This is a genomic window from Sphingomonas colocasiae, from assembly GCF_019880585.1.
In the GTDB taxonomy this organism is placed as follows: domain Bacteria; phylum Pseudomonadota; class Alphaproteobacteria; order Sphingomonadales; family Sphingomonadaceae; genus Sphingobium_A; species Sphingobium_A colocasiae.
In genome coordinates this window covers 489244-513187 of sequence record NZ_JAINVV010000008.1, presented here as the reverse complement: position 1 = coordinate 513187, position 23944 = coordinate 489244, and the positions used below count along the sequence as shown (strand labels likewise).

Annotated in this window: 20 protein-coding genes; 16 read left to right on the top strand and 4 right to left on the bottom strand. The window is 64.4% G+C overall.

The annotated features are described in order from the left end of the window. The first annotated feature begins 11 nt into the window (after nt 1–11). The 7 genes from K7G82_RS17985 (at nt 12) to K7G82_RS17955 (ending at nt 8916) form a co-directional block, all read left to right on the top strand. Nucleotides 12–1001, top strand: coding sequence for an IclR family transcriptional regulator (locus K7G82_RS17985; protein WP_222991285.1), 990 nt, complete (start codon nt 12–14; stop codon nt 999–1001). Further along, nucleotides 998–3064 carry a hydantoinase/oxoprolinase family protein gene (locus tag K7G82_RS17980; protein ID WP_222991284.1) on the top strand — a complete coding sequence of 689 codons (2067 nt, stop codon included), beginning with the start codon at nt 998–1000 and terminating at the stop codon, nt 3062–3064. Before K7G82_RS17985 ends, K7G82_RS17980 begins: the two co-directional genes overlap by 4 nt. A 2-nt stretch (nt 3065–3066) precedes the next feature. Further along, a complete protein-coding gene (locus tag K7G82_RS17975) occupies nt 3067–4611 on the top strand; it encodes a hydantoinase B/oxoprolinase family protein (RefSeq protein ID WP_222991283.1) in 1545 nt (514 codons plus the stop codon). Nucleotides 4612–4622: 11 nt separating this feature from the next. Next, nucleotides 4623–4967, top strand: coding sequence for a cupin domain-containing protein (locus K7G82_RS17970; RefSeq protein WP_222991282.1), 345 nt, complete (start codon nt 4623–4625; stop codon nt 4965–4967). A 19-nt stretch (nt 4968–4986) separates the two neighbouring features. Then, a complete protein-coding gene (locus K7G82_RS17965; RefSeq protein WP_222991281.1) occupies nt 4987–5478 on the top strand; it encodes a VOC family protein in 492 nt (163 codons plus the stop codon). Nucleotides 5479–5736: 258 nt separating this feature from the next. Continuing rightward, a complete protein-coding gene (locus K7G82_RS17960; RefSeq protein ID WP_222991280.1) occupies nt 5737–8193 on the top strand; it encodes a TonB-dependent siderophore receptor in 2457 nt (818 codons plus the stop codon). A gap of 45 nt (nt 8194–8238) precedes the next feature. Beyond that, nucleotides 8239–8916 carry a helix-turn-helix transcriptional regulator gene (locus tag K7G82_RS17955; protein WP_222991279.1) on the top strand — a complete coding sequence of 226 codons (678 nt, stop codon included), beginning with the start codon at nt 8239–8241 and terminating at the stop codon, nt 8914–8916. On the opposite strand, the gene K7G82_RS17950 is transcribed toward K7G82_RS17955, so the two are convergent. From K7G82_RS17950 to K7G82_RS17940, 3 genes are read right to left on the bottom strand one after another with little or no spacing between them, the layout of a single operon-like run. Next, complete coding sequence (locus K7G82_RS17950; RefSeq protein ID WP_222991278.1) at nt 8841–9476, bottom strand: 3-oxoacid CoA-transferase subunit B; 636 nt, start codon at nt 9474–9476, stop codon at nt 8841–8843. The two genes, K7G82_RS17955 and K7G82_RS17950, sit on opposite strands and share 76 nt — an antisense overlap. Beyond that, a complete protein-coding gene (locus K7G82_RS17945; RefSeq protein ID WP_222991277.1) occupies nt 9476–10183 on the bottom strand; it encodes a CoA transferase subunit A in 708 nt (235 codons plus the stop codon). The genes K7G82_RS17950 and K7G82_RS17945 overlap by 1 nt, the downstream gene beginning before the upstream one ends. Then, nucleotides 10180–11340 carry a thiolase domain-containing protein gene (locus K7G82_RS17940; protein WP_222991276.1) on the bottom strand — a complete coding sequence of 387 codons (1161 nt, stop codon included), beginning with the start codon at nt 11338–11340 and terminating at the stop codon, nt 10180–10182. Before K7G82_RS17940 ends, K7G82_RS17945 begins: the two co-directional genes overlap by 4 nt. Before the next feature lie 268 nt (nt 11341–11608). On the opposite strand from K7G82_RS17940, the gene K7G82_RS17935 reads away from it, so the two are divergent. From K7G82_RS17935 to K7G82_RS17895, 9 genes are all read left to right on the top strand, one after another. Next, complete coding sequence (locus K7G82_RS17935; RefSeq protein ID WP_343228601.1) at nt 11609–12748, top strand: aromatic ring-hydroxylating oxygenase subunit alpha; 1140 nt, start codon at nt 11609–11611, stop codon at nt 12746–12748. A gap of 159 nt (nt 12749–12907) precedes the next feature. Then, entirely contained in the window at nt 12908–13816 is a 909-nt protein-coding gene (locus tag K7G82_RS17930; protein ID WP_222991275.1) for a helix-turn-helix domain-containing protein, read from the top strand. A gap of 96 nt (nt 13817–13912) precedes the next feature. Next, entirely contained in the window at nt 13913–15214 is a 1302-nt protein-coding gene (locus tag K7G82_RS17925; RefSeq protein ID WP_222991274.1) for an MFS transporter, read from the top strand. A gap of 109 nt (nt 15215–15323) precedes the next feature. Next, nucleotides 15324–16196: a TauD/TfdA dioxygenase family protein gene (locus K7G82_RS17920; protein WP_222991273.1), complete on the top strand. Its 873-nt coding sequence runs from the start codon at nt 15324–15326 to the stop codon at nt 16194–16196. Nucleotides 16197–16304: 108 nt separating this feature from the next. Next, nucleotides 16305–17423, top strand: a complete 1119-nt coding sequence (locus tag K7G82_RS17915; protein WP_222991272.1) for a mandelate racemase/muconate lactonizing enzyme family protein — start codon at nt 16305–16307, stop codon at nt 17421–17423. A gap of 34 nt (nt 17424–17457) precedes the next feature. Next, on the top strand, nt 17458–18243 hold the full coding sequence (locus K7G82_RS17910) for an SDR family oxidoreductase (protein WP_222991271.1): 786 nt from the start codon (nt 17458–17460) through the stop codon (nt 18241–18243). A gap of 22 nt (nt 18244–18265) precedes the next feature. Next, on the top strand, nt 18266–18979 hold the full coding sequence (locus K7G82_RS17905) for a ribonuclease activity regulator RraA (RefSeq protein ID WP_222991270.1): 714 nt from the start codon (nt 18266–18268) through the stop codon (nt 18977–18979). Nucleotide 18980: 1 nt separating this feature from the next. After that, nucleotides 18981–20087, top strand: coding sequence for a lactonase family protein (locus tag K7G82_RS17900; RefSeq protein ID WP_222991269.1), 1107 nt, complete (start codon nt 18981–18983; stop codon nt 20085–20087). Further along, entirely contained in the window at nt 20084–20911 is an 828-nt protein-coding gene (locus tag K7G82_RS17895) for an NAD-dependent epimerase/dehydratase family protein (protein ID WP_222991268.1), read from the top strand. The genes K7G82_RS17900 and K7G82_RS17895 overlap by 4 nt, the downstream gene beginning before the upstream one ends. Nucleotides 20912–21020: 109 nt before the next feature. On the opposite strand, the gene K7G82_RS17890 is transcribed toward K7G82_RS17895, so the two are convergent. Next, nucleotides 21021–23858 (bottom strand): TonB-dependent receptor, encoded by a 2838-nt coding sequence (locus tag K7G82_RS17890; RefSeq protein ID WP_222991267.1) that lies wholly within the window; start codon nt 23856–23858, stop codon nt 21021–21023. Nucleotides 23859–23944: the final 86 nt, after the last annotated feature.

Sequence of the window (23944 nt, the reverse complement as noted above, 5' to 3'; positions counted from 1 at the left end):
GCTCCCCAGGAATGATCGGCCGAAATTCCTTCATTTTCCGTGGATGGCAACACTGGACGGACTTTTCAGCAATAGAACAACCTCCCGACATGTCGGCGTGCACCATTGGTCAAGTCGCGCCATTGCCCGATTTGGCGGTTGCTGGTTACTTGGATCGCAGAGCAGATCATCGTTTCTCTCAGCGGAACACGGGCCGAAATATTTTGACAAATCTTTGCAAAATAGAAGGAAACGAGGAATCCGGCCTTGCATCGGTCGATCTGGTGTTGAGCCTGATCGAACTGCTGGCGGAGGCGCCGCGTCCCTGCCGCCTGACCGAGATCGCCCGCGACCTGGGCATCTCCAAGGCCAGGGCGCATCGTCACCTCCGGTCGCTGATGACGCGCGGTTATGTGCGTCAGGACGCCGAGAGCGAGCGTTACGAAATCGCGATCAAGCTGATGACGCTCGGCGATGCGGTGCGCGAGCGTTTCGACCTGCTCGCCGCGATGCGGCCGCAAATGTCGCGGCTGCGCGAGCAGACCTCGCAGACCGTGACGGCATCGGCGTTCATCGATGGCGCGGTCGTCGTCCTCGAGTTTCTCCACGGCCGCAACCTGATCGAATTCGGCGTGAAGCCGGGCGCGCGCCTGGATTATCATGCCACCGCGCATGGCCTTCTGGCATTGGCCTTTGGGCCGCCCGACCTTCTTCCTACCGTCGCCAAGGGGCCGCTCAAGGCCTGGACCTCCGCGACGATCACCAGCGAAGAGGGGCTGATCGCCGCGGTGGAACAGGTGCGCCGGCAGGGCTGGGCGTCGGCGCCCGACCAGTTGATGCTGGGCGTGAATGCCCTTGCGGCGCCGGTGTTCGATCATCGCGGAGACTGGTGCGGTGGCCTAGCGCTGGTCGGGTCGGCGCAGTTCATCACTGATCCGCCTGCTCAGCAACAACTTGATGAAGTCTTGGCGGCTGCCGCCGCGGCTTCGGGTAACTTTGTCTGGAAAGTAAAGGTAGCATGACTTATTCGCTTGCGGTCGATATTGGCGGCACATTCACCGACGTTGTTCTGCGCGGTGAGGATGGTTCGCTCAGTCTCGACAAGACTTTGACGACGCATGACGATCTCAAAAAGGGATTCTTCCGGGGCGTCGGCCTGGTCCTGGACAAGGCCGGGGTCAGCCCGAAGGACGTAACCGGCGTCGTCGTCCACGCCACCACCATCGTCACCAACGCGCTGATCGAGCGCAAGGGATCGCCGACCGCGCTGATCACGACCAGTGGGTTCGGCGATGTGCTCTCGATCCGGAACGAGCATCGCTATGAGATGTACGATCCGCAGATCGAATTCGCCCCGCCGCTCATTCCGGACGCGCTGACCTTCGGCGTGACCGAACGGACGCTCGCGGACGGCTCGATCTCGAAGCAGGTGGACCGGGCGGAGGTCGAGGCGCTGGCCGATCGGCTGCGGGCCGAAGGCGTCACCTCGGTGGCGGTGTGCCTGCTCAACAGCTTCCGCAACGCCGCGAACGAGCGCGAGGTGGCGGCGATCCTGGGCGAGAAGGCGCCCGGGCTCCATATTTCGCTATCCTCGGCGATCGCCCCACAGATCCGCGAATATCCCCGGGCATCTACGACCGCCGTCAATGCCTATGCCATGCCGATCACCCAGCCCTATCTGCATGGACTGCAGGTCGGCCTGGAAGAAGCCGGCATCCCCAACCGGGTGCTGATCATGCTGAGTTCGGGCGGCATCATCGGGGCGGATGTCGCCGCGCGCAATCCGGTGCGGATGATCGAAAGCGGCCCCGCCGCGGGTGCGCTTGCCGCGAGCTGGTATGCGGAGCGGCTGGGGCTCGACCGGCTGCTGTCGTTCGACATGGGCGGGACGACCGCGAAGGCCTGCCTGATCGAAAATCGCGAGCCGCTGGTCACCGGGACGTTCGAGGTCGATCGCATGTATCGCTTCTGCGAGGGCAGCGGCATGCCGCTGCTCATTCCGTCGGTGGACATGATCGAAATCGGCGCGGGCGGCGGCAGCATCGCCAGCGTCGATACGCTTGGCCTGCTCAAGGTGGGGCCGCATAGCGCGGGATCGATGCCGGGGCCGGCCTGTTACGGGCGCGGTGGCACCTCGCCGACGGTCACCGATGCCGATCTCGTTCTGGGGCTGCTCGACGCGGACAATTTCCTGGGCGGCGACATGAAGCTCGATCGGGCTGCCGCGGAACAGGCGATGTCGTCGCTTGCAGCAGCGCTTGGCGCCGATGTCGCGCGCACGGCGGAGGGCATTTACCGCATCGTCGCCGAAGCGATGGCCAGCGCGGCGCGCACGCACCTGACCGATCGGGGCGTCGATTATCGCGGCATTCCCTTGCTCGCCTTTGGCGGCGCCGGGCCGGTGCATGCCTGTGCCGTCGGGGAATTGCTCGGCAGCTCCGCCGTGATCTTCCCGCCACAGGCGAGCGTCCTGTCCGCGTTCGGCACCTTGGTGACGCCGGTTCGGCTGGATCTGGTGCGCAGTTGCCTGGGGCGGCTCGATGCGCTCGATTGGCAGGAAGTCGGCCTGCTTCTTGACGAGATGGTGGCCGAGGCGATGGACGCGCTTGCCGAGGCGGGCTGCGATCATGAATCGGTGCGCCTGATCTTCGGCGCCGATCTCCGCTATTTCGGCCAGCAGAACGAACTCGGAATCATGTTCGCGGGTGACCCGCGCCAGCATCGCGATATCGCGGCGATCCAGGCGGATTTCGAGGCGGCCTATTTCGCGCAGTACGGCGTCAATCCATCGCATGTCGCGCTCGAGATCGTGAACTGGCGCCTCACCGCCGTCGGCCCCGATATCGATTTCAGGGGAACCCCGCCGGCGGCGGGTGTGCAGGGCGCGGCGAAGCGCGAGCGCCTGACCACGCTGTGGCCGGATGCCGGGCCGGTGCCCGTCTATGAGCGGGCGACGCTTGCGGCGGGCCAGATCATCCCCGGCCCGGCTTTGATCGAGGAGCGCGAGACGACGATCGTGCTGCCCCCGCGCTGGGATGCGGCAATCAACGAACTGGGCTGCATCGTCGCGGAAATCAGGAAATGAGCATGGACGGAATCGAACTCGAAATCCTGTGGTCGAACATCATCGGGATCGTGAGCGAACAGGCCAAGGCGCTGCAGCGCACCGCGTTCAGCCCGATCGTGCGCGAGGCGGGCGATCTGGCGAGCGGCTTGTTCGATGCGCGGGGCCGCATGGTGGCGCAGGCCAATACCGGCACGCCCGGGCATATCAACTCGCTTGCCGCCGCCGGCAAGACGCTGGCGGACATGTTCGCGAACCGGCTGGTGCCCGGTGATGTGCTGATCACCAACGATCCCTGGCTGTCGGCGGGGCATTTCTTCGACATCACGGTGCTGACGCCGATCTTCTGGGACGACCGGCTGATCGGGTTCGTCGGCTCGACGATCCATCACACCGATATCGGCGGTTATGGCATCGGCGCCGGTGCGCGCGACATCCATGAGGAAGGGCTGTGGATCCCGCCGCTCAAACTGTACGAATCCGGCGAGCCGAACCCGGTGCTGCACGACATCATCCGCCGCAACGTGCGCACGCCCGATCATGTGCTGGGCGATCTGGCCGCGCAGATCTCCAGCGGCCGCGCTGGCGGCGAGCGCCTGATCGCTCTCTGCGAACGCGCTGGGCTCGACGATATCGAGGATCTCGCCGAAGAGATCATCAGTCGTTCCGAAGCCGCGACGCGCAACGCCATTCGTGCCCTGCCCGCCGGAACCTGGCATGGCGAGAGCCGCTTCGACGTGCCCGGCGGCGAGGTGATCACGCTCAAGGCGGCGGTGACGATCGACAATGAGCAGGGTGAGGTCGTGATCGATTTCACCGGAAGCAGCGGCGCCAGCCCGCTCGGCATCAACGTGGTGATGAACTACACCCATGCCTATTCCACCTTCGCGGTGCGGAGCTGCCTCAATCCCGAACAGCCGAACAATTACGGTTCGCTCGCGCCGATCCGGGTCAAGGCGCCCGAGGGCTGCATCGTCAACGCCGCTTATCCCTCTCCGCTCAATGCGCGTCACGTCGTGGGCATGTTCGTGCCCATGCCGATCCTGAAGGCGTTGCATCAGGTGATCCCGGATCGCGTGATCGCCGAAGGGTCCGGCGCCGTCTGGACCGTGCAGATCCAGGGCAAGCAGGCGAGCGGGGAGGCTTTCACCTCCTCCATGTTCAACTATTCCGGCGGCATGGGCGCGCGCGCGAGCAAGCCCGGCCCCAGCGCGACCTGCTATCCCACGGGTGTGGCCGCGGTGCCGATCGAAATTCTCGAAGCGGCGATGCCGATCGTCTTCGATCGGCGCGAACTGCGGCGCGGCTCGGGCGGAAAAGGGCGTTCGCGCGGGGGCGATGGCCAGATCATCGGCTTCCACATGAATACCAGCGAACCCTGGCTGCTGAATGCCGTGCCGAGCCGCCTCGATGACGGTCCGGACGGGCTCGACGGCGGCGAGAAGGGCGCCGCGGGACGGTTCCTGGTCAATGGCGAAACGCTTTCGGAATCGCGGAAGATGACGATGAGACCCGAGGACGTCGTGCTTTTCGAGACGCCCGGCGGCGGCGGCTACGGCCTGGCTTGAGGAGGCCCCGCATGCTCGATCTGAAAGCCGCGAACTGGGAAGCGCTGGCATGGGAAGATGTGCGCGAAGGCGTGCAGCGCAAGGTCTTCTCCGGCGAAGGCGCGACCGTTTCGCTGAACCGGTTGCAGCCCGGGCACGAGCCGCGCCCGCACAGCCATGTCCACGAACAGATCGTCTACATCCTTGAGGGCCGGATCGATTTCCATGTCGGGAAGGATGGTGCCGTCCATCATCTCGGGCCGGGCGGGTTGCTCGTGCTGCCACCCGATATCGAACATTATGGCGTGGTCGTCGGCGACGTCCCGGTGCTCAATCTCGACATATTCACGCCCAAGCGTGACGAATATTTAGGTTGAAAATCAAGAAGGAGCGGAAATGACTACTCCCAATACGCTTATCTTTGTCGATCTGGCGTCGGATGATCCGGCTGCCGCCGGAAAATTCTACAATGAAGTCTTCGGATGGCGCGATGATGATCGCCCCCATGGCGTGTTTCACCGCATGGTGCCGGGCGGGAACTTCCTCAATTCGGATGGCAGCGAAAGCCAGATCGGCAATCTGCACCTGGGCATTTTCGATGCGGCGAATGCGCGTCCGCATCCCGAGGCCGCCGGCGTCGAACCGCGCACCCTGGCGGTGGGCGGGCGCAAGGCGCGCATCTGGATACTGGTCGGCGACGGGCAATCGCACGAGGATATTCTTCAGCGCGCGGTCGATCGCGGCGCCTCGATCCTGTGGCGCAACCATTATTGGGAAACCTTCAACGGCTTCAATCACGCGTTCGCCGATCCATGGGGCAACGAGATCATCCTGTGGGTGAAAGCGGGCGAAAATCCTGTCATTCCATCGGACTATACGCGCGAATAGTCGAGTTTCGGCGGATAGGCAGAAAAGAAAGATCGCGGTTCGAATCAGGTCAAGTCAGCAAAATCGACAAAGTGTGAACGTGTAACAATCCGTCGAGCAAAAGTGTTCGTGGCGGATGGGATGTATTTGTCTCTGAAGTAATCGAATGCAAATTTCGATGCGCGCTTAGACAAGAGCGATGATCTGAATCAATATTAATTAGAATTGGATTTGGCTGGGCTTCGAATTCAGCCGAACGATCGGTAGGGAGGGGCTTCAATGTTGAATCGTCGGATTTCTTTTGTCGTTTCATTGATGCGCGCGTCCGCCGCGGTCGGTGGCCTGTTGGCCGGCGGCGCGGCGATCGCGCAGCCCCAGCAGGCGGCGCCCGCATCGGCGGAAGCGGCGCCGCCGCAAGAGACCGATGCCCCGGAGATCGTGGTGACGGCCGACCGTGTCGGCCTGCTCGAAAGGGTACCGAACGACACCGTGTTCGGCCTGGACAAGCCCCTTATCGAAACGCCGCGATCAGCCAGCTTCGTGAGCGATACGACGCTGGATCGCTACGGCATCCAGACGCTGGACAAGCTGACCGCGATTTCGCCGGGCACCTACACCGCCAGCTATTTCGGCATTGCCGGGGCGGTGCAGATCCGGGGCACGCTGGCCGAAAATTATTTTCGCGGTTTCAAGCGGATCGAGAACAAGGGCACCTTCTCCACGCCGATCGGCGGCGCTGCGGAATTGCAGATCCTGCGTGGCCCACCGGCGGCGGTGTTCGGCCCCGGCAAGATCGGCGGCCTGGTCAATTTCATCCCCAAGTCGGCCACCAAGGAAGGCAAATATCTGACCGAAGCCACCGGTGAGATCACCCTGACCGCGGGCAGCTACAAGAAAAAGAATGCAACCGCGCAGATCGGACTTCCGGTTCGCCTGGGCGGCGTTCAGGGCGGCATCTATGCCTATGGCGAAGTCGAGGATTCGCACAGCTTCTATCGCGGCATCAATCCGCGCCGTCAGTTGGGCGAGATCTCGGTCGATCTCGATCTGGGATCCGACTGGAGCGTCGCGTTCGGCGGGATGGCCTATCACTCCAAGGGCGATATCCAGACGCCGGGCTGGAACCGCCTGACGCAGGACCTGATCGACAACCAGAATTACATCACCGGCCGCAATACGGTGCTGGTCGACGCCAATGGCAACGGGCGGCTGGAGCCCACCGAGATCAGCCCCGGTGGCACCTATCCGTTCACGACCTCGCTCTACAAAGGCTATTTCGGCTTCACGCCGGCGGCCGATCCCCGCTTCGTTCTCGATACGGGTTTCGGAACCGCGAAGATCAGCCCGCGCACGGTGTTCGTGAGCGATGCGGATTTCTCGCGGACGAGTACCTACACCTTCTATTTCGATCTGGTGAAGTCGCTGGGCGACAATTCCGAGATCAAGCTGCAGCAATTCTACGACAGCCTCGATAACGAACGCTTCGTCAGCTACGGCTACCCCGCCGACTATAATTCCTGGACCGCGGAATCGCGCCTGAGCGTCACCTTCCCGCTCGACCTGTTCGACGGCGGGCTGACCTCCAGGAACCTTGTCGGCGTATCCTATCGGACCTATCGCGGCCGGAAGAAGGAATCCTACAATAGCGGGCTGCTTTCGCTCGATCGCCGCGATCTCGTCTTCGGGCCGACGGCCACCGACATCTTCGATTCACCGTTCGACAATCAGGGCGGGCTCGGTTGGGAAACCGACGTCAAAAGCCGGTGGAACGATTTCGGCATTTTCCTGACCAGCGACATCGTCATCGGCCGGCTCAACCTCATCGTCGGTGGTCGTTACGATTCCTATTATGCCAAGTCGAAGGATCTGGGCGTGTTCGTGTTCGGCCCGCCGGAACTCAAGACGGGGGTCGAGGGCAAGAAGGACAAGTTCACCTATAGCGGCAGCGCGACCTACAAGCTGCCCGGCGGATTCATGCCCTATATCACCTATGCGCGCTCGGCGGCGCTCGAGGTCGAGCAGGCCGGCGATATCCGCCCGTCGAACATCCCGAACAGCTTCGTCTCGGATTCGTCGCTGATCGAGGGCGGCATCAAGTTCCAGTTGTTCGACAATACGCTGCTGGGCGCGCTCAACGTGTATCGGCAGAAGCGCACCCAGCTGGGCGGGCTTGCGAGCATCGTGCAGCCGACGATCGGCAAGGGCCTGGAATATGAATTCCGCTGGCTGGCGACGGACAATCTGAGCTTCACGCTGGTCGGCAATGTCCAGCAGACCAAGATCATCGGTCCTGACAAGAGCACCATCTATCTGCCGGCGCGCATCGTCGGCGTGTCGCCGCAAAATGGCTTTGGCGGTGCGTATCTGACCTTCGATTTCTCGCAATATGGCGGCGTGCCGGGCAACTACATCAACACGCTGGTGCCGAAGTCGGTGGTGAGTGCGTTCACCACCTATACCAGCGACCCGCTGTCCTGGGGGCGCTGGGGCTCGACGGCGGGCGTGTCCCGCGCTTCCAAGACATCGGGGATCCTGCCGGGCGCCGTCGTCTATCCGAGCTATGCCGTCGCGAACTTCTCGATCTTCGCGGAGCATGGCCCGTGGAACGTCACGCTCAACGTCGATAACCTGTTCGACAAGCTCTATTTCACGCCGGATGCCGGGGTGATCGCCGATCTTGGCGCCTTGCCGAGCCGTGGACGCGAGTGGCGGATCACGCTCAAGCGCAAGTTCTGACGCCCGCCGTTCGATCATGCCGGGCGATCGTCGGGATGGCGCGGCATGATCGGGGTCGGTGAGGGGATGGATGCGATGTCGGGTCGCGGGTCCGGCACGCTGGCGGCGCTGGCTTTCGAATGTTCGCCCGTCGCGACGATCTATACCGAAGATCGCGTGGTGAAACATGGCAACGCTGCATTTGCCGAGATGTTCGAGCTTCCCGCCGAACGCCTCTTCGGGCTGGCGATGGAGCTGTTCTATCCCGCGATCGTGGAGTCCGAACGCGTGGCCGGCAATGCCGGCCGCGCGCTGCGCGCCACCGGCCGCCATGCCGACGAGCGCGTGATGCGGCGCCAGGGCGGATCGCTGTTCTGGTGTGCCGTCACCGGCCGGGCATTGCAGCGGCAGGATCCGTTCGCGCAGACCGTGTGGTGTTTCCAGGATCTATCCCGCCAATGGAATATCGGCGCGCTCCGCCCACGCGACCGGGATGTGGCGATGCTCGTCTGCGCGGGGCACACGGCAAAGCATATCGGGCATATGCTCAATCTTTCGCCCCGCACCGTCGAAGCCTATCTCGCGCGGATCAAGGCCACGCTCTCGGTACGGAATGTCGCGGAACTGGTGTCCCGCTTGCGTCCGGCCTTTCCGCACGGCGCCGAATTTCAGACGCGGATGCGCGCCTCGGTCCTGGCGACCACCTCGTCGGCAGTCACGCCGGGCGCGCATTCGACGAGCTGAAAGGGCGAGGCGGGATCCGCGCGGCGCAGCACGCACAGGTCGGTGATCACCATGTCGACGACATTCCGGCCGGTCAGCGGCAGCGTGCAGGCGCGCTTGATCTTGGATTCGCCCGATTTGGACAGGTGATCCATCGTCACGATCACCCGCCGTGCGCCCGCGACCAGGTCCATCGCGCCGCCCATGCCCTTGATCATCTTGCCGGGTATGATCCAGTTGGCGATGTCTCCGGTCTCGGAAACCTCCAGCGCGCCCAGGATCGTCAGGTCGATATGGCCGCCGCGGATCATCGCGAAACTGTCCGACGACGAGAAGAAGCTGGAATCGGGCAGTGCGCTGATCGTCTGCTTGCCGGCGTTGATCAGGTCCGGATCCTCTTCTCCCTCATAGGGAAAGGGGCCGATGCCGAGCATGCCGTTTTCGGATTGCAGCGTCACGATCATCCCGTCGGGGATGTTGTTGGCGACCAGCGTCGGGATGCCGATGCCGAGATTGACATAATAGCCGTCGCGCAATTCCTGTGCTGCGCGGGCGGCGATCTCGTTGCGGGTCCAGGGCATCAAACGGCCTCCCTCGGGCGATTGGTGACGAACTCGATATGCTTGACGGGGGCCGGATTGAGCAGCAGCCGCTGGACATAGATGCCGGGCAGGTGAACCTGGTCCGGATCGATCGATCCGGCGGGCACGATCTCCTCCACCTCGGCGATGCAGATCCGGCCTGCTGCCGCCATCGAGGCGTTGAAGTTGCGCGCCGTCTTGCGGAACTGAAGATTGCCCGTCTCGTCGGCGCGCCAAGCCTTGATCAGGGCGAGGTCGCCTTGGATCGCTTCCTCCATCACATAGGTGACGCCTTTGAAATCGCGCAATTCCTTGCCGTCGGCCGCCATCGTGCCGACCCCCGTGCGCGTGAAGAAGGCGGGAATGCCTGCACCTCCGGCGCGGCACCGCTCGGCGAGCGTGCCTTGCGGGCAGAATTCCAGCTCCAGTTCGCCGGCGAGATACTGGCGTTCGAATTCCTTGTTCTCGCCGACATAGGAGGAGATCATCCTGGCGATCTGGCGCGTGCGCAGCAATCGGCCCAGCCCGATCCCGTCGATGCCCGCATTGTTGGAAACGCAGGTCAGGCTTTTGGCGCCCAGCGCCTCGATCGCGCCGATCAGGGCTTCCGGAATGCCGCACAGCCCGAAACCGCCGACCAGAAGGGTCATCTCGTCATGAAGGATGTCGCGCAGCGCGGTCTCCGCGTCGTGATAGATCGGCTTCACTTCATCGCCTCCAGGATCGATGCATAGGTGGTAACGGCGCCGCCGCCCATGTTGACGCACATCGCGATTTCCGCGCCGGGAAGCTGCATGTCCCCGGCCTGGCCGGTCACCTGCCGGGCGGCGATCACGTGCATCGAAACGCCGGTCGCGCCCACCGGATGGCCCTTGGCCTTCAGCCCGCCGGACAGGTTGATCGGCAGCCTGCCGCCGCGCCCGGTCGCGCCATCGATGACCGCGCCGCCGCCCCCGCCCGGCGGCGCCAGCCCCAGCGCCTCGACGAACAGCAATTCGGCGATGGTGAAACAGTCATGCACTTCGGCCAGGTCGAGATCGTCGACGGTGACGCCACCCTGCGCATAGGCCTGCGCGATCGCGCGCGCCGGCCCTTCGAACGCCGCCGGATCCTTGCTCGAAAGCGGCAGCAGGTCGCTGACATGGGCGGTGGCGCGGAAGCGGACCGCCTTCGCGAAATCGCCCGCCATGTCGTCGGCGACGAGTATGATCGCCGCCGCGCCGTCCGAGATCAGCGAACAGTCGCTGACCTTCAGCGGATCGGAGATCATCGGATTCCTGTCCGAAACCGTGCGGCAGAAATCGAGCGTCAGCGGCCGATGCATCTGCGCCAGCGGATTCGCGAGCGCGTTTTGATGATTCTTGACCGCGATATGCGCCATCGCCTCCGCGGGATCGCCATGGCGCTCGCCATAGGCCCGGGCGAAGCGCGCGAAGATGTCGGGGAACGAGACGCCCGCCTCTTCGCGCTGATAGGATGCGCCGCCAAGCGCCCGGGTGATGCCTGCCGTATCCAGCCCGCTCATCTTCTCCGCGCCGACCACCAGCGCCACGCGCACGCGGCCGCTGCGGATCGCATCGATCGCCGAATAGAGCGCCGCGGAGCCGGATGCGCAGGCATTCTCGCAGCGCGTCGCGGGCTTGTAGCGCAGCGCGGGATCGATCCCGAGGATCATCGACGAGCAGAAACCGTCCGCGACCATGCCGGAGTTGAAATGGCCGAGCCATACCGCGTCCACCTGGCCCGCGCCGATCCCGGCATCGTCGAGCGCCTCGCGCGCGGCCGACTGGATCAGCGCCTCGATGTCCAGCCCGTCATGCCGCCCGAACTTCGTATGGCCCCATCCGACGATCAATGCTTCCATGGCGATGCGCTCCTCACCTTGTGCCGCTGCGGCCTTTCGATGCCGAAGCGGCGCAAACCCGCCAAGACTGTATTTCTACGGTTATCGGCGTGGCGCCGTGGATTCCTGCCCGCAGGTCGGTTCGCGCAGTATTGCCGTGCATCTGGAAGCAAGACCGTTCTCCGCGATGCTCCCTAAATTCACATCCGCATAAGGACAGTATTTGGGGGTGGACGTGAATTCAGACGTGCTCAGCGACGCATTCTTCGAGTCTCTCGGGAGTTCGAACGTGGCGCTCGAGAAGGCCAACACGCTGCCTCCGGCCTGCTATACCGATGACGCTTTCTATCGGTTCGAACAGGAAGCGCTGTTCAATCACGAATGGCTGTGTGTCGGCCGCGAGGCGCAGGTCGCGAAGCCCGGCGATTATTTCACGACGCGGATCATCGGCGAGCCGATCATCGTCGCGCGCGATCGCGCCGGGGTGATCCATGCCATGTCGGCGGTCTGCCAGCACCGGGCCATGCTCGTGGCCGAAGGGGCGGGCAATGCGCGCAGCTTCGTCTGCCCCTATCATCACTGGACCTATGGGCTGAACGGCGATCTGGTCGGCGCGCCGGCGATGGGCCGGACCTGCGATTTCGAGAAATCGTCCGCCGGCCTGCCGGTCTTCAAGGTCGAGATCTGGTTCGGCTTCATCTTCATCAATTTCGATCGCGATGCCGCGCCGCTGGCGCCGAGGCTGGCTGAAGTCGGCAAGGCGATCGCCAATTACCGCCTCGACGAGGCGGAGACGCTGACGCCCTTCACCGGGCAGTTCCCGTGGAACTGGAAGGTGATGTTCGAAAACAACAATGACGGTTATCACGCCAGCCGGCTTCACCAGGGGCCGTTGCACAATTTCGTGCCCAGCGAGCGCGCGGTCTTTCCGGACTCCGATCCGGCCGATGCGGGTTTCCTGCGCTTCAACGGCACGCTTCATCCCGATGCGAGCTTCAATCCCACGCAGCGCGCGGTGCTGCCGATCTTCCCCGATCTGGTCGCGGAGGATCGTGGCCGCATGACCTTCGCCAATGTGCCGCCCACATTGTCGCTGGTGATGACCAGCGATCTCGTCATCTATCTGATCCTTCGCCCCGACGGCGCGGAGACGATGGAGCAGGATACCGGTTTTCTGGTGGCGCCCGGCGCCAGCAAGGATCCCGCGTTCGAGCATCGGCTGGAAATGATCATGACGTCCTCGCGCAAGATCATCGCGCAGGACATGCATGTCGACGAGCTGGTGCAGCAGGGGCTGCGGTCGCGCTTCGCCACGCGCGGCCGCTATTCATGGCAGGAAGGTGCGCAATCGCAGTTCAACCGCTGGCTGATCCTGCGATATCTCGCCGCGTGGCAGGCGCTGAAGGCGCGGGGCGAACAGGGGGCGTAATCATCGGGGTCTGGCGGCTTGTCGATCGCGAGCGCGCCGAAATATATCGTGAGGCAAACAGCCGACGAAGCAGGAGAGGTTTGAAAATCAGTGGAGGCTTGGCGATTCAGCACCGATTCCTATCCCCCGCTCGAACGGGCCACGGCCTGGCGAGATGCGATGAGCCGGCTCGGCTTGCCGGTGGGGGAGCTTGAAGACCGGGACCCACCCGAAGCATCGGTGACGTGCCTGACGTCGCCGCTCGGCATCGAGTTCGCGCTGATCGATGCGGACGCCCAGACGATCAGCGGGCGGCGCACCGATCTTCCCGCCGCGATCTGGCTGGCGGTCTTGCTGAGCGGCGAAGCCACGATCCAGGACGGCGAAGACAGTCTGGCGATGGCGATCGGCGACATGGCCTATGGGCCGACGGGGCGAACAGCGACGCTGGCGCTGCACACGGCGTGCCGGATCCTCTTCGTCAGCGCGCCGCGCGTGGCGCTCGATCATCGGCTGGTGTCGGTGCGCGGGCTGCAGATCGGCCGGCTGGAGGCGGGGCTGGGCGTTTCGGGCATTCTGTCCGGCTTCCTGCGCTCGACCGCCGACGCCTTGCCCGATCTGTCGGCGGACGATCTGCGCCCGGTGGAGCTGGCGCTGACCGAGCTTCTCGCGGCCAGCCTGGCGGTGGTGAGCGAGAACGGCAATGGCGAGGCGGGCGCGATGTCGCCCTATCTCCATCGCATCTGCCAGATGATCGAAACCCTGTTGCCGGATGCCGATCTTTCGCTGCGGCGGCTGGCCGACAAGGCCCATGCCTCGCCGCGCTATATCCAGAAGCTGTTCGCATCGGCGGGCGATACGTTCGGCCATTATGTCCGCGTGCGCAGGCTCGAGCGGTGCCGGCTGGATCTGGGCAGCCCGATGCGGATGCGGCTGTCGATCTCCGAAATCTGCTTTCGCTGGGGCTTCAACGATTCCGCGCATTTCAGCCGCGCGTTCCGCAATCAATATGGCATGTCGCCCCGCGAATATCGGCGCGCCGCCGGTGCGCAGGCCGATGATGTCGTCGAACCCGGCGATCCCTTTTGACGTGTGCGCAACCTGAGCGCGACGCGCGGCCGCGCGCCGTGACGATCATGACGACCACCGGGTCGCATCGATGAGACAACAACAATCCGGAGGGGAATGAGTGTGACGGATCTGGCCGATTCCGACGTGAGATCGCAACCGCCCCTGCCGGGCTGGGCGGCGTTTCTCTGCGTTTCGCTGATGTTCTTCTTCCTGAACCTGGCGACATTCCAGACGCTGGGCGTCGTCCTGTTCAAGATGGTCGCCGAATTGAGCTGGTCGCAGACGGCGGCGGGCTCGAGCTTCGTCTTCCTCGGCCTTGCCTGCGGATTGATGAGTCCCTTGCCCGCGCTCACGATCAGAAAGTTCGGCAGCCGTGCAACCTTGTGCATCGGCTCCATCGTGCTGGCCGCAGGCTTCTGGCTCTGCGCCAACGGCGATACGCTGGTGAGCTTCTACATCGCGATGACCATGATCGGCGCGGGATTTTCGTTCAGCGGAACGGTGCCTGGCGTCTATCTGATCGCGGGCTGGTTCGAAAAATATTCGTCGCGCGCCATCGGCTTCTATTTCATGTTCGGCGCACTGGGCGCGGCCTTCGGTCCGCCGATCGTCGACTGGATCGTAAAGGAACTCGGGTGGCGCGGCCACTGGACGGCGATGGCGGTCGTCGCCGGCCTGCTCGGCGTGATCTGCCTGCTGCTGGTCCGCGACAGAGCGAGCGATGCGGCGGCGGGCAGCAAGCAGAACGCGGCCGCGGGCACGCCGGACGCGCAATCATGGACGCCGCGCCAGGCGATGATGACCCGCCAGTTCATTTTGGTCGCGGCCGCCATGACGGGAACGATGGCATGCGTGCTGACATTGTCGAGCATGGTGATCCGCCATCTCGTCGATCACGGCGCGACCCCCACCAGCGCGGCTTTCATCTTCGGCATATTGGGGCTGGTCGCCACCTTCGTGAAGGCGGCGGCGGGCTGGGCCTGCGAGAAGATCAGGCCAGAAACCATCGCCGCCGTCGGGCTGTTGCTGCAAATGATCGGGAATATCCTGTTCGCCTTCGCCGCGTCGCCCGCCGTGCAGCTGCTCGCCGCGATCGCCTTCGGCGCGGGCTGGGGCTTCACCTATGTCGCGGGTCCGGTGCTGCTGATCCGCTATTTCGGCCGCACCGTTGGGCCGCGCATCCTGTCCGGCGTCTGGCTGGCGACGACGCTTTCGGCCGCGGGGCCGCTGGTCGCCGGCCTTGTCGCCGATCGCTGGGGAAGCTTCACGCCGATATTCTATGGCCTGGGCGGCGTCATGCTGGTCCTGGCCTTGCCCGTCTGGCTGATGCGCATGCCGGTCTTCGCGGCCACAGGCGGTGATGCCGCTGCGCCCCAGGCCGGGAATACAGGCACAGTCCTGCGCAATCCCGCCTGAAATCGTCGCCAAGGACAAATGGTCAATTCCGCCGACACCCCTCGACAAGACGTGAAATCATCGGGGGATTAGGTCGGTTCAACTGTCGTTGAAAGTCGTCGGGAGAAACATGGTGATAGTTGCGGGATTGGAAACAGCAGAGCTCAAGCCGGGCTTCGGTGCGGAAATCCTCGATGTGAATCTCGCCCGGAGTTCGGACGAGACTCTCGATGCGGTGGTGGAGGTCTTCAACCTGCGGGGCGCCGTGCTGCTGCGCGACCAGCAGCTCGAGCCGGACGACCTGATCCGTTTCATCTCCCGCTTCAACGAGCCCGAAGGGCATACGATCACGCAATTCACGATGCCCGAGCATCCGCAAATCTATCTTCTGTCGAACAAGGTGGTCGATGGGAAACCGGTCGGCGCGCATAATGACGGGGTCGGCTGGCACACCGATTATTCCTTCCGCGAAAATCCGGTGATGTGCACGATGCTCTATGGCGTGGAGGTTCCGCCCGAAGGATCGGATACGCTTCTGGCCGATCTTTGCGCCGCTTATGACGAACTGCCGGAGGATCGCCGGCGCTTCTACGATTCACTGTCGCTGCATCACAGCTATCTGCATTTCATGGAAACGCGCGAGCTGGGCCGCAAGGCGCATACGCCCGAATTGATCGCGGACAATCCCGATGTGATCCACCCGTTGGTGCGCGTCCATCCCCGCAACGAGCGCCGCGCCCTGTGGGTCAGCACGGGCACGGTGAAGGAAGTCATCGGCATGCCCAATCCGGAAGGGCTGGAGCTGCTGGAGGACATCGTCAAATTCGTGACGCAGGACAGGTTCGTCTACCGCCACAAATGGCGCGTCGGCGACGTGCTGGTGTGGGACAACCGCTGCACGCTGCACACCGGCACGCTGTACGACGACAAGAAATATACGCGGTTGATGTACCGCCTCTGGGCAAAGGGCGACAAGCCGATCGGCGTCGCCGAAGCCGCCTGACGAAGCGGGGAGGGGCGCGCGCGCCCGTCCGATGAACAGCCATATCGCGAACCGTCGCAGCGCATCGGATGCTGCGACGGCCCGCGCCAGCAATCCGGGGAAATAGACATGAAAATCACGTCCGTCGAAGCGCGCGCCGTCCGCATGCCGCTTGGCCAGCCCACCGCATTCGCGCAGCGGCAGGTCCATGGCCGCGACTATTGCCTGGTCCGGATCCGGACCGAAGACGGGGTGGAGGGCATCGGCCATTGCTATGCCGGCCATGCGGGCGGCGCCGTCGTGGCGGTCGCGGTGCGCGAACTGCTCGCGCCGATGCTGATCGGCCGGGATACGACGGCAACCGAGCTGTTGTGGAAGCAGATGTATCAGGAAGTGCTGCTGCACGGCCGCGCGGGATCGGTGATGCGCGCGCTCAGCATCGTCGATATCGCGCTGTGGGATTGCAATGCCCGCGCCGCCAACCTGCCGCTCTATCGCTATCTCGGCGCCGCGTTCGAGGGCAGCGTCCCGGCCTATGCCAGCGGCGGCTATTATCTCGACGGCAAATCGCCGGAAATGCTGGGCGAGGAAATGGCGAGCTATGTCGCGCTCGGCCTGAACGCGGTGAAGATGAAGGTTGGCCGCGGCGATCTGAGGTCGGAGGAGGCGCGTATCGCCGCCGCGCGCGACGCGATCGGGCCCGATGTGCTGCTGATGCTCGATGCGAACAATGCCTGGGCGGACGTTCCCACCGCGCTGCGTTTCCTCGAACGCTACGAACCCTATGATCCATACTGGATCGAGGAGCCTTTCGGCCCGGACCAGATCGACAATCACGCGAAGCTTGCCGCGTTCACCCATGTTCCGGTCGCGACCGGCGAGATCGAGGCCGGGCGCTGGCGCTTCAAGGAATTGCTCGACAAGGATGCCGCGGCGATCCTGCAGACCGATGCGGCGGTGTGCGGCGGCATTTCCGAGTTCCGCAAGATCGCGGCGCTTGCAGACGCCCATGGCGTGACGATGTGCCCCCACTGGTTCCACGATCTGCATATCCATCTGGTCGCATCCTCGCCCAATGGCCAGTTCGTCGAATTCTTCCCCGATGCGAAGGTCCTCAATTTCCGCGAACTGATCGATCGCCAGCTCGAGATCCGCGATGGCGGCCTGGCGCTGCCCGAGGAACCGGGCCTGGGATACCGGTTCGACGAAAAGAGCATCGCGCGCTTCGACAGCGAGGGTTGGCGATAACGCCGCGCGACCAGACACAGGAAAGGGATCGGACATGGATTTGGGGATCAGCGGCAGGACGGCGCTCGTGCTTGGCGGCGGGGGTGGCCTGGGCCGCGCCACCGCGATCATCCTGGCGCAGGAAGGCGCCAGGGTGGCGGTCGCCGATATCAATGCCGACGCGGCCGCCGCGACTGAGGCGGAGATCGCTGCGATGGGTGGCGAGAGCCTTGGCCTGCAATGGGATCTGGCGGACCTTTCGGCCATCGAGGGCAATGTGTCCGCGATCGAAAGCCGGCTCGGCCCCGTCGATATCCTGGTCAACATCACCGGCGGTCCGCCGCCGACGCCGGTCTCGCATCAGGATCCCGCCACATGGGCGCGGCAATTCCAGGCGATGATCCTGTCGGTGATCGCGATCACCGATCGCGTCCTGCCCGGCATGCGCCAGCGCAAATGGGGGCGCATCATCACCAGCACCTCGTCGGGCGTCGTCGCGCCGATCCCCAATCTCGGCATGTCCAACACCTTGCGCATGTCGCTGCTCGGCTGGTCCAAGACGCTGGCGCGCGAGGTCGGCGCCGACGGCATCACCGCGAACATCATCGTGCCCGGCCGGATCGCCACCGCGCGGATCACGCAACTGGACGAGGCCAAGGCCAGTCGGGAAGGCCGCTCGGTCGGCGAGGTTTCGGCGGAAAGCGAGGCGTCGATCCCGCTGGGCCGTTACGGTCGCCCGGAAGAGTTCGGCAATGGCGTCGCCTTCCTGGCCAGCGAGCGTGCCGCCTATGTCACCGGCACCACGCTCCGCGTCGATGGCGGCCTGATCCCCACGGTTTGACGATCAGCAGATGGAACAGCTTATGAGCAAGACAGACATGACGGCCGTGATCGAGAAACTCGCGACCATTTCCACCGCGACGCTGACGACGGTGCTTCTGAAGAAGGGCCTGCGCAACGTCTGGCTGCGCGGCGCGATGCCGCTGAAGCCCGGCCAGGGCAGGCTGGTGGGGCCGGCGTTCACGCTCAGGTTCGTGCCGGCGCGCGAGGATCTCGCCACGCCCGAATCCTGGGGATCGCCGATCTCCACGCGCGCCGCGATCGAGGCGATGCCGGCGGGCTGCATCGTCGTCGTCGATGCGATGGGCGTGCAGGATGCCGGCATCTTCGGCGACATTCTCTGCGAACGGATCAAGCTGCGCGAGGTGACCGCGCTCGTCACCGACGGGGTGATGCGCGATGTCGCCGGCGTGCTCGAAACCGAATTGCCGGTCTGGTGCAGCGGCGTGGCATCGCCGCCTTCGGTCGCCGGGCTGACCTTCGTCAACTGGCAGGAGCCGATCGGCTGCGGCGGCGTCGCCATATTCCCCGACGATCTGATCGTCGCCGACAGCGACGGCGCGGTGGTCGTGCCCCAGGCGATCGCGGCGGAGATCGCCGATCTCGCGATCGAACAGGAAAAGCTGGAGGACTGGATCCTCGGCGAAGTCCGCGCCGGCGCCAGCCTGCCCGGTCTCTATCCGCCCAATGAGGACAATAAGCGCCGTTTCAAGGAGCATCTGGCGGCCAAGGCCTGAGGTGGCGAGGCCTGCCCGATCGCACCCGCGCCGCACCGCATTCGTGGGATGTTTCACCACGCAACATCGCGGGGCGCGCGGGACGGGCATCTCCGCCTATCATGCCGACGCCCCGGCATGGCGCGCGCTCCCCGGCCTGGCGGCGTTCGACAATCCGTCGTTTCTGAGCGTCGATGCGCGGCGCAACCGCTTGTTCTGCATCTATGGTGACGGGCGCCATGCGTCCGCCTTCGCGATCGATCCCGTCGCCGGCAGGCTCAGGCTGATCAACCATGCATCGACCGGCGGCCTCAACGGCGTGCATCATGCGCTCGATCCGAGCGGGCGTTTCCTGATCGTCGCGAACCATGACAGCGGATCGCTCAGCCTGTTGCCGGTGGGGGACGACGGCGCGCTGGGTGCGGTTGCACAACATGTCGACCTGCCCGCCGGATCGGGACCGCGATCCGAGCAGTTCAGCGCGCAGCCGCATCAGGTCGTGTTCGATCCGTCGGGCCGCTATCTGCTGGTGCCCGCCAAGGGGCTCGATCGCGTGCTGGTTTTCGAATTCGACGATGCGCGCGGCCGGCTGCGATTGCGCGATGATGGTCATGCGGCGATGCGGCCGGGCGCCGGGCCCCGGCATCTCGTTTTCCACCCGACGCTTCCCGTGCTGTTCGTCGTCAACGAGATCGAGTGCTCGCTCGTCCTGTGCGGCTGGAATGCGGCGTCGGGCAGCATCCGTCCGCTCTGCCTGGCATCGACGCTGCCGGCGGACATGTTCGCGGCCAACACCGCATCGGCGATCGTGATCTCGCCCGATGGACGCAGCCTCTACGTCTCCAACCGGGGGCATGACAGCATCGCCCAGTTCGCCTTCGATTCTGCGGCGATGCGGATCCGGTCGGTGGAGTGGGTGCCGGCGAACGGCGCATGCCCGCGCTTCATGATGCCGGATCCCGGGAATGGCGATCTGCTTGTCGCGTCCGAAGGCGAGGGGCGGATTTCCGCGTTCGCATGCGCTCCGGGCGATGGCCGGCTCTCGTTCAGGGCAGTCGTCGCACAGTGCGGGAGCCCGAGCGCGATCGCCTTTTGCGATGTCCCCCCAAGCCAGGATGACGCTGGATGACGACAATATCGGAGAGACCATCGAAGCCGGTGCTGCTGACCGGCGCATCAGGCGCGCTGGGAACCATGCTTGCCCAGGCCCTGTCGGCCCAAGGCTGGCAGTTGCGCCTTACCGACCGGCTGGCCTTTCTCGCGGCGCTGCCCGACGGGGCGGCATTCACGCTTGCCGATCTGGAGGACGAGGCCGCGATCCGCAGCCTGGCCGAGGGATGCGGGACCATCCTCCATTTCGGCGGAGTCTCGATGGAGGAACCCTTCGATGCCGTGCTCGGCCCCAATATCCGGGGCGTCTATCATGTCTACGAAGCGGCGCGGCAGGTGGGCGCGCGGGTGGTCTTCGCATCCTCGCATCATGTCGCCGGCTTTTACGAGCGGGGCGTGACGGTGACGGCGGACAGCCCGATGCGGCCCGACGGTTATTATGCCCTGTCCAAGACTTACGGGGAAATGATGGCACGGCTCTATTGGGACAAGCACGGCGTCGAAAGCGTGCTGGTCCGCATCGGCGTCAGCCGCCCGCAGCCGACCGAAGACCGGATGCTCACCACCTGGCTGTCGCATCCCGATCTGGTTCGTCTGGTCGAGCGCAGCGTGCTGGCGGAAGCGGTCGGCTGCATCCCGATCTGGGGCGTATCGAACAACCGGCGGATGACATGGTGGCAAGGCGATGCACGCGAAGTGATCGGCTGGCAGCCGCAGGACAGCGCCGATCCCCATGCCTCCGCGATCGAAGGGCTCACCAGCGGCGATCCCGTCGCGGAACGCTATCAGGGCGCCGGCTTCTGCCGCAAATATTATACCCGCGACCTGCCGGCCGGCCGATGATAGCGGGCCGCGCGAAGCGTGAAGCACGCAACTCGCAATCGCGATGATCATGATGGAGTGAGGGGCATGCCCGCTGCCGAAGCCGCGAGCATGCCGGCTGTCGCCCCCCTCAGAATTTGAAGCGCGCGCCGAAATAGAATTGCCGGCCGGTATGGTGATACACGCTCAGCCGGTCGGCGGCGCTGTCGATATACTGGTCGATATATTCGTCGGTCAGGTTGATCGCCTCGAAGGTGAGCGTGACATTCTCGGTCACCTTCAGCGATGCGGACATGTCGACATTGATCGTCGAATGCACACCCTCCACGTCGTTGAAGGTCGGCTGGCCGGCATTGGGGTTGAAATTCGGCCCCGCACCCGGCGCCACGCCGTTGCGGCCCGGCACGCCGCCGGCCTGCACATAGCCGCTGCGATAGGCGACCGATCCGCGCAGGCTGAAGCGCTTGTCCTCATAATAGAGCGTCGCATTGGCGCTGTGCTTCGACAGGTCGGTCAGCGGCCGGATCACCACCGGCGCGCCCGCCGCGGTCGACAGCGGATATTCGATGTTCGATTTGACGTAGGTGTAGTTGGCCTGCACGCCCAGATTGCTCAGGAAGCCGGGCAGGAAGCGGAACGGCGTCTGGAAGCCGACCTCCAGCCCCTTCAGCGTGCCGCCCTTGCTGTTCAGCGGCTGGGTGACCGTGATCAGGTCGGTCGGCTGGATCAGCAACTGGCCGTTGGGGCCGGTGATGAGGGAATCGGGCAGGCCGAGCTGGTTGAACGGGATCGATTGCGCGGTGTTGGCGACGAAGCTGGAGATATCCTTGTAGAACAGCCCGACGACCAGCGCGGATTCGCGTGCGAAATACCATTCGAACGACAGGTCGTAATCCACCGCGATGATCGGCTCCACCGCCGGATTGCCGATATTGTAGGTGCGGTTGCCGCCGGAAATGCTGAAGGCGCCGGTGGGATTGAGGTTGCCCAGGTTCGGCCGCGTCATCACCCGCGCCACCGCGCCGCGCACGATCATGTCGCGATTGAGCTCCAGGCTCAGGTTCAGCGAGGGCAGCCATTCGCCATAGCTGCGCTCGTCGGCGACGAGCACGGCCAGCGCGCCGCCGGTATAGCCCGCCGAACGCTGGCGCGTGTCGACATAACGCACGCCCACATCGCCGCGCAGCCGCATGCCGCCCAGGTCGAAATCGCCCACCGCCTGCACATAGCCGCCGATGTCGCGCTCGCTCACCGCGCGCCAATTGCCCTGCGCGTTGCTGTTGTTGGTGCCTGTCAGCGCATAGATGCCGCTGTTCGAATAGATGCCGAAGGCTTCGGCGAACGCGCCCAGATTGGGGATGATGAAGCTGGATGGCGTGCCGTTGGTCGGCGTGTCCGGGCTCATCGAATAGAGCCGGGTCAGCCCCGCGAGCTGGCCCGGCGCCAGCGCCGGCACCGCCGTTTCGCTCGCGCGGCGATATTCCTGCGAATCGAAGCTGTATTTCTTGTAATCGCCGCCCAGGCGCAGCTTCACAGCGTCCGTCGCGTCATATTCGAACTGGAAGCGACCGTTCTTGAAATCATTCTGCACATATTGCGGGCGCAGGCGGATCTCGCCCAAAGTCCAGGCACCGGCATTGGCGACGTTCAGATTGCCATAGTTGAAGATCGGGTTGCGCCCGCTGGTGAAATCGAAGCTGTAGCCCTGCACATTGTTGGCATCGAGCGCGATCGTCGTCTGGATCGGGTTGGAGAAATCGGATTTGGAATAGCCGCCCAGCAGGTCCAGCCGCAGCCGGTCCCCAAATTCCTGGTGCAGCGACAGCGTATATTGCTGGAATTCGGTTTCCAGTTCGTCATAGCGCGATTCCACGCGGATATCGACATTGTCGAACACCCCCTTCACCAGGCTGTTGGTGGCATCCACCACCGCGCCCGGCCGGATCACCGTCTGCGGCTTGCCCGTGCCCGAACGGCTGAACGAGATCGCCTCCAGATATTGTTCGGCGCGGTTCGACTTGAAGTTGGAATAGAGCGCGTCGAAGGTCAGCAGCGTCGCGTCGCTCGGCTGCCACTGGATCGATCCGGTCAGCCCCAGCCGCTTGGTGCTGTAGCGATAACTGTCGTAACGCGGGATGCGCGGCGCGAAAAAGGCATAACCCTGGGTGGCGCCTGTCGGCAACGTCGATGCCGGGGCGAAGCCGCCATTGTCGGTGCCGCGTTCCCAGCGCACCGTCGACGGCCCCTCCTCGAAAATGCCGCGCTCGCTATAGGCGGCGGACAGCAGCACGCCGATCCGCCCGTCCGCGAACTTGGCGGAAACCAGGCCCGCCAGCTTGGGATCGACCGCGTTGGAGAAATCGTTGAGGCCCACCGCCGCCGAACCGGCCAGCGTGAAATCATCCTTGTAATCGAACGGCCGCGCCGTCTGCAGATCGACGGTGGCGCCCAGCGACCCTTCCTCGACATCGGCCGAGGCCGTCTTGCGCACCGTGATCGAATTGAACAGTTCGGACGCGAAAGTGTTGAAATCGAACTGGCGCCCGCGGTTCGCGCCGCCCGACGCGTCCGAACCGCCGGTGGTGGAAAGCCCCTCTATCCCGTTGATGCGCACGCGCGTGAAGATGGGTCCAAGCCCGCGCACGGAGATGTTGCGCCCTTCGCCCTGATCGCGGTTGATCGCGACGCCGGGGATGCGCTGGATCGATTCCGCCAGATTGTTGTCGGGGAAATCGGCGATGTCCTCAGCCTTGATCACGTCGACCACGCCGATCGATTCGCGTTTCACATCCAGCGCGGCGTTCAGCGATGCGCGAAAGCCGGTGACGATGATGTCTTCATTTTCAGGCGCGGGCGCATCGGCTTGCGGCGTCTGGGCCTGTGCTTGCGCCTGCCCGATGGCGATCACGCCCAGGGAGGCGGCGGCGAACAGCCTGGCGACATGGCTGGCGATCAGTGCGGATTTCATCGAACCTTCCCCTTCTATCGTCGACCGGTTGTTTTGACACCGGTGTCTTTTCGATTCGCGCCGTAAAGCGACGCGCCTGCATCTCT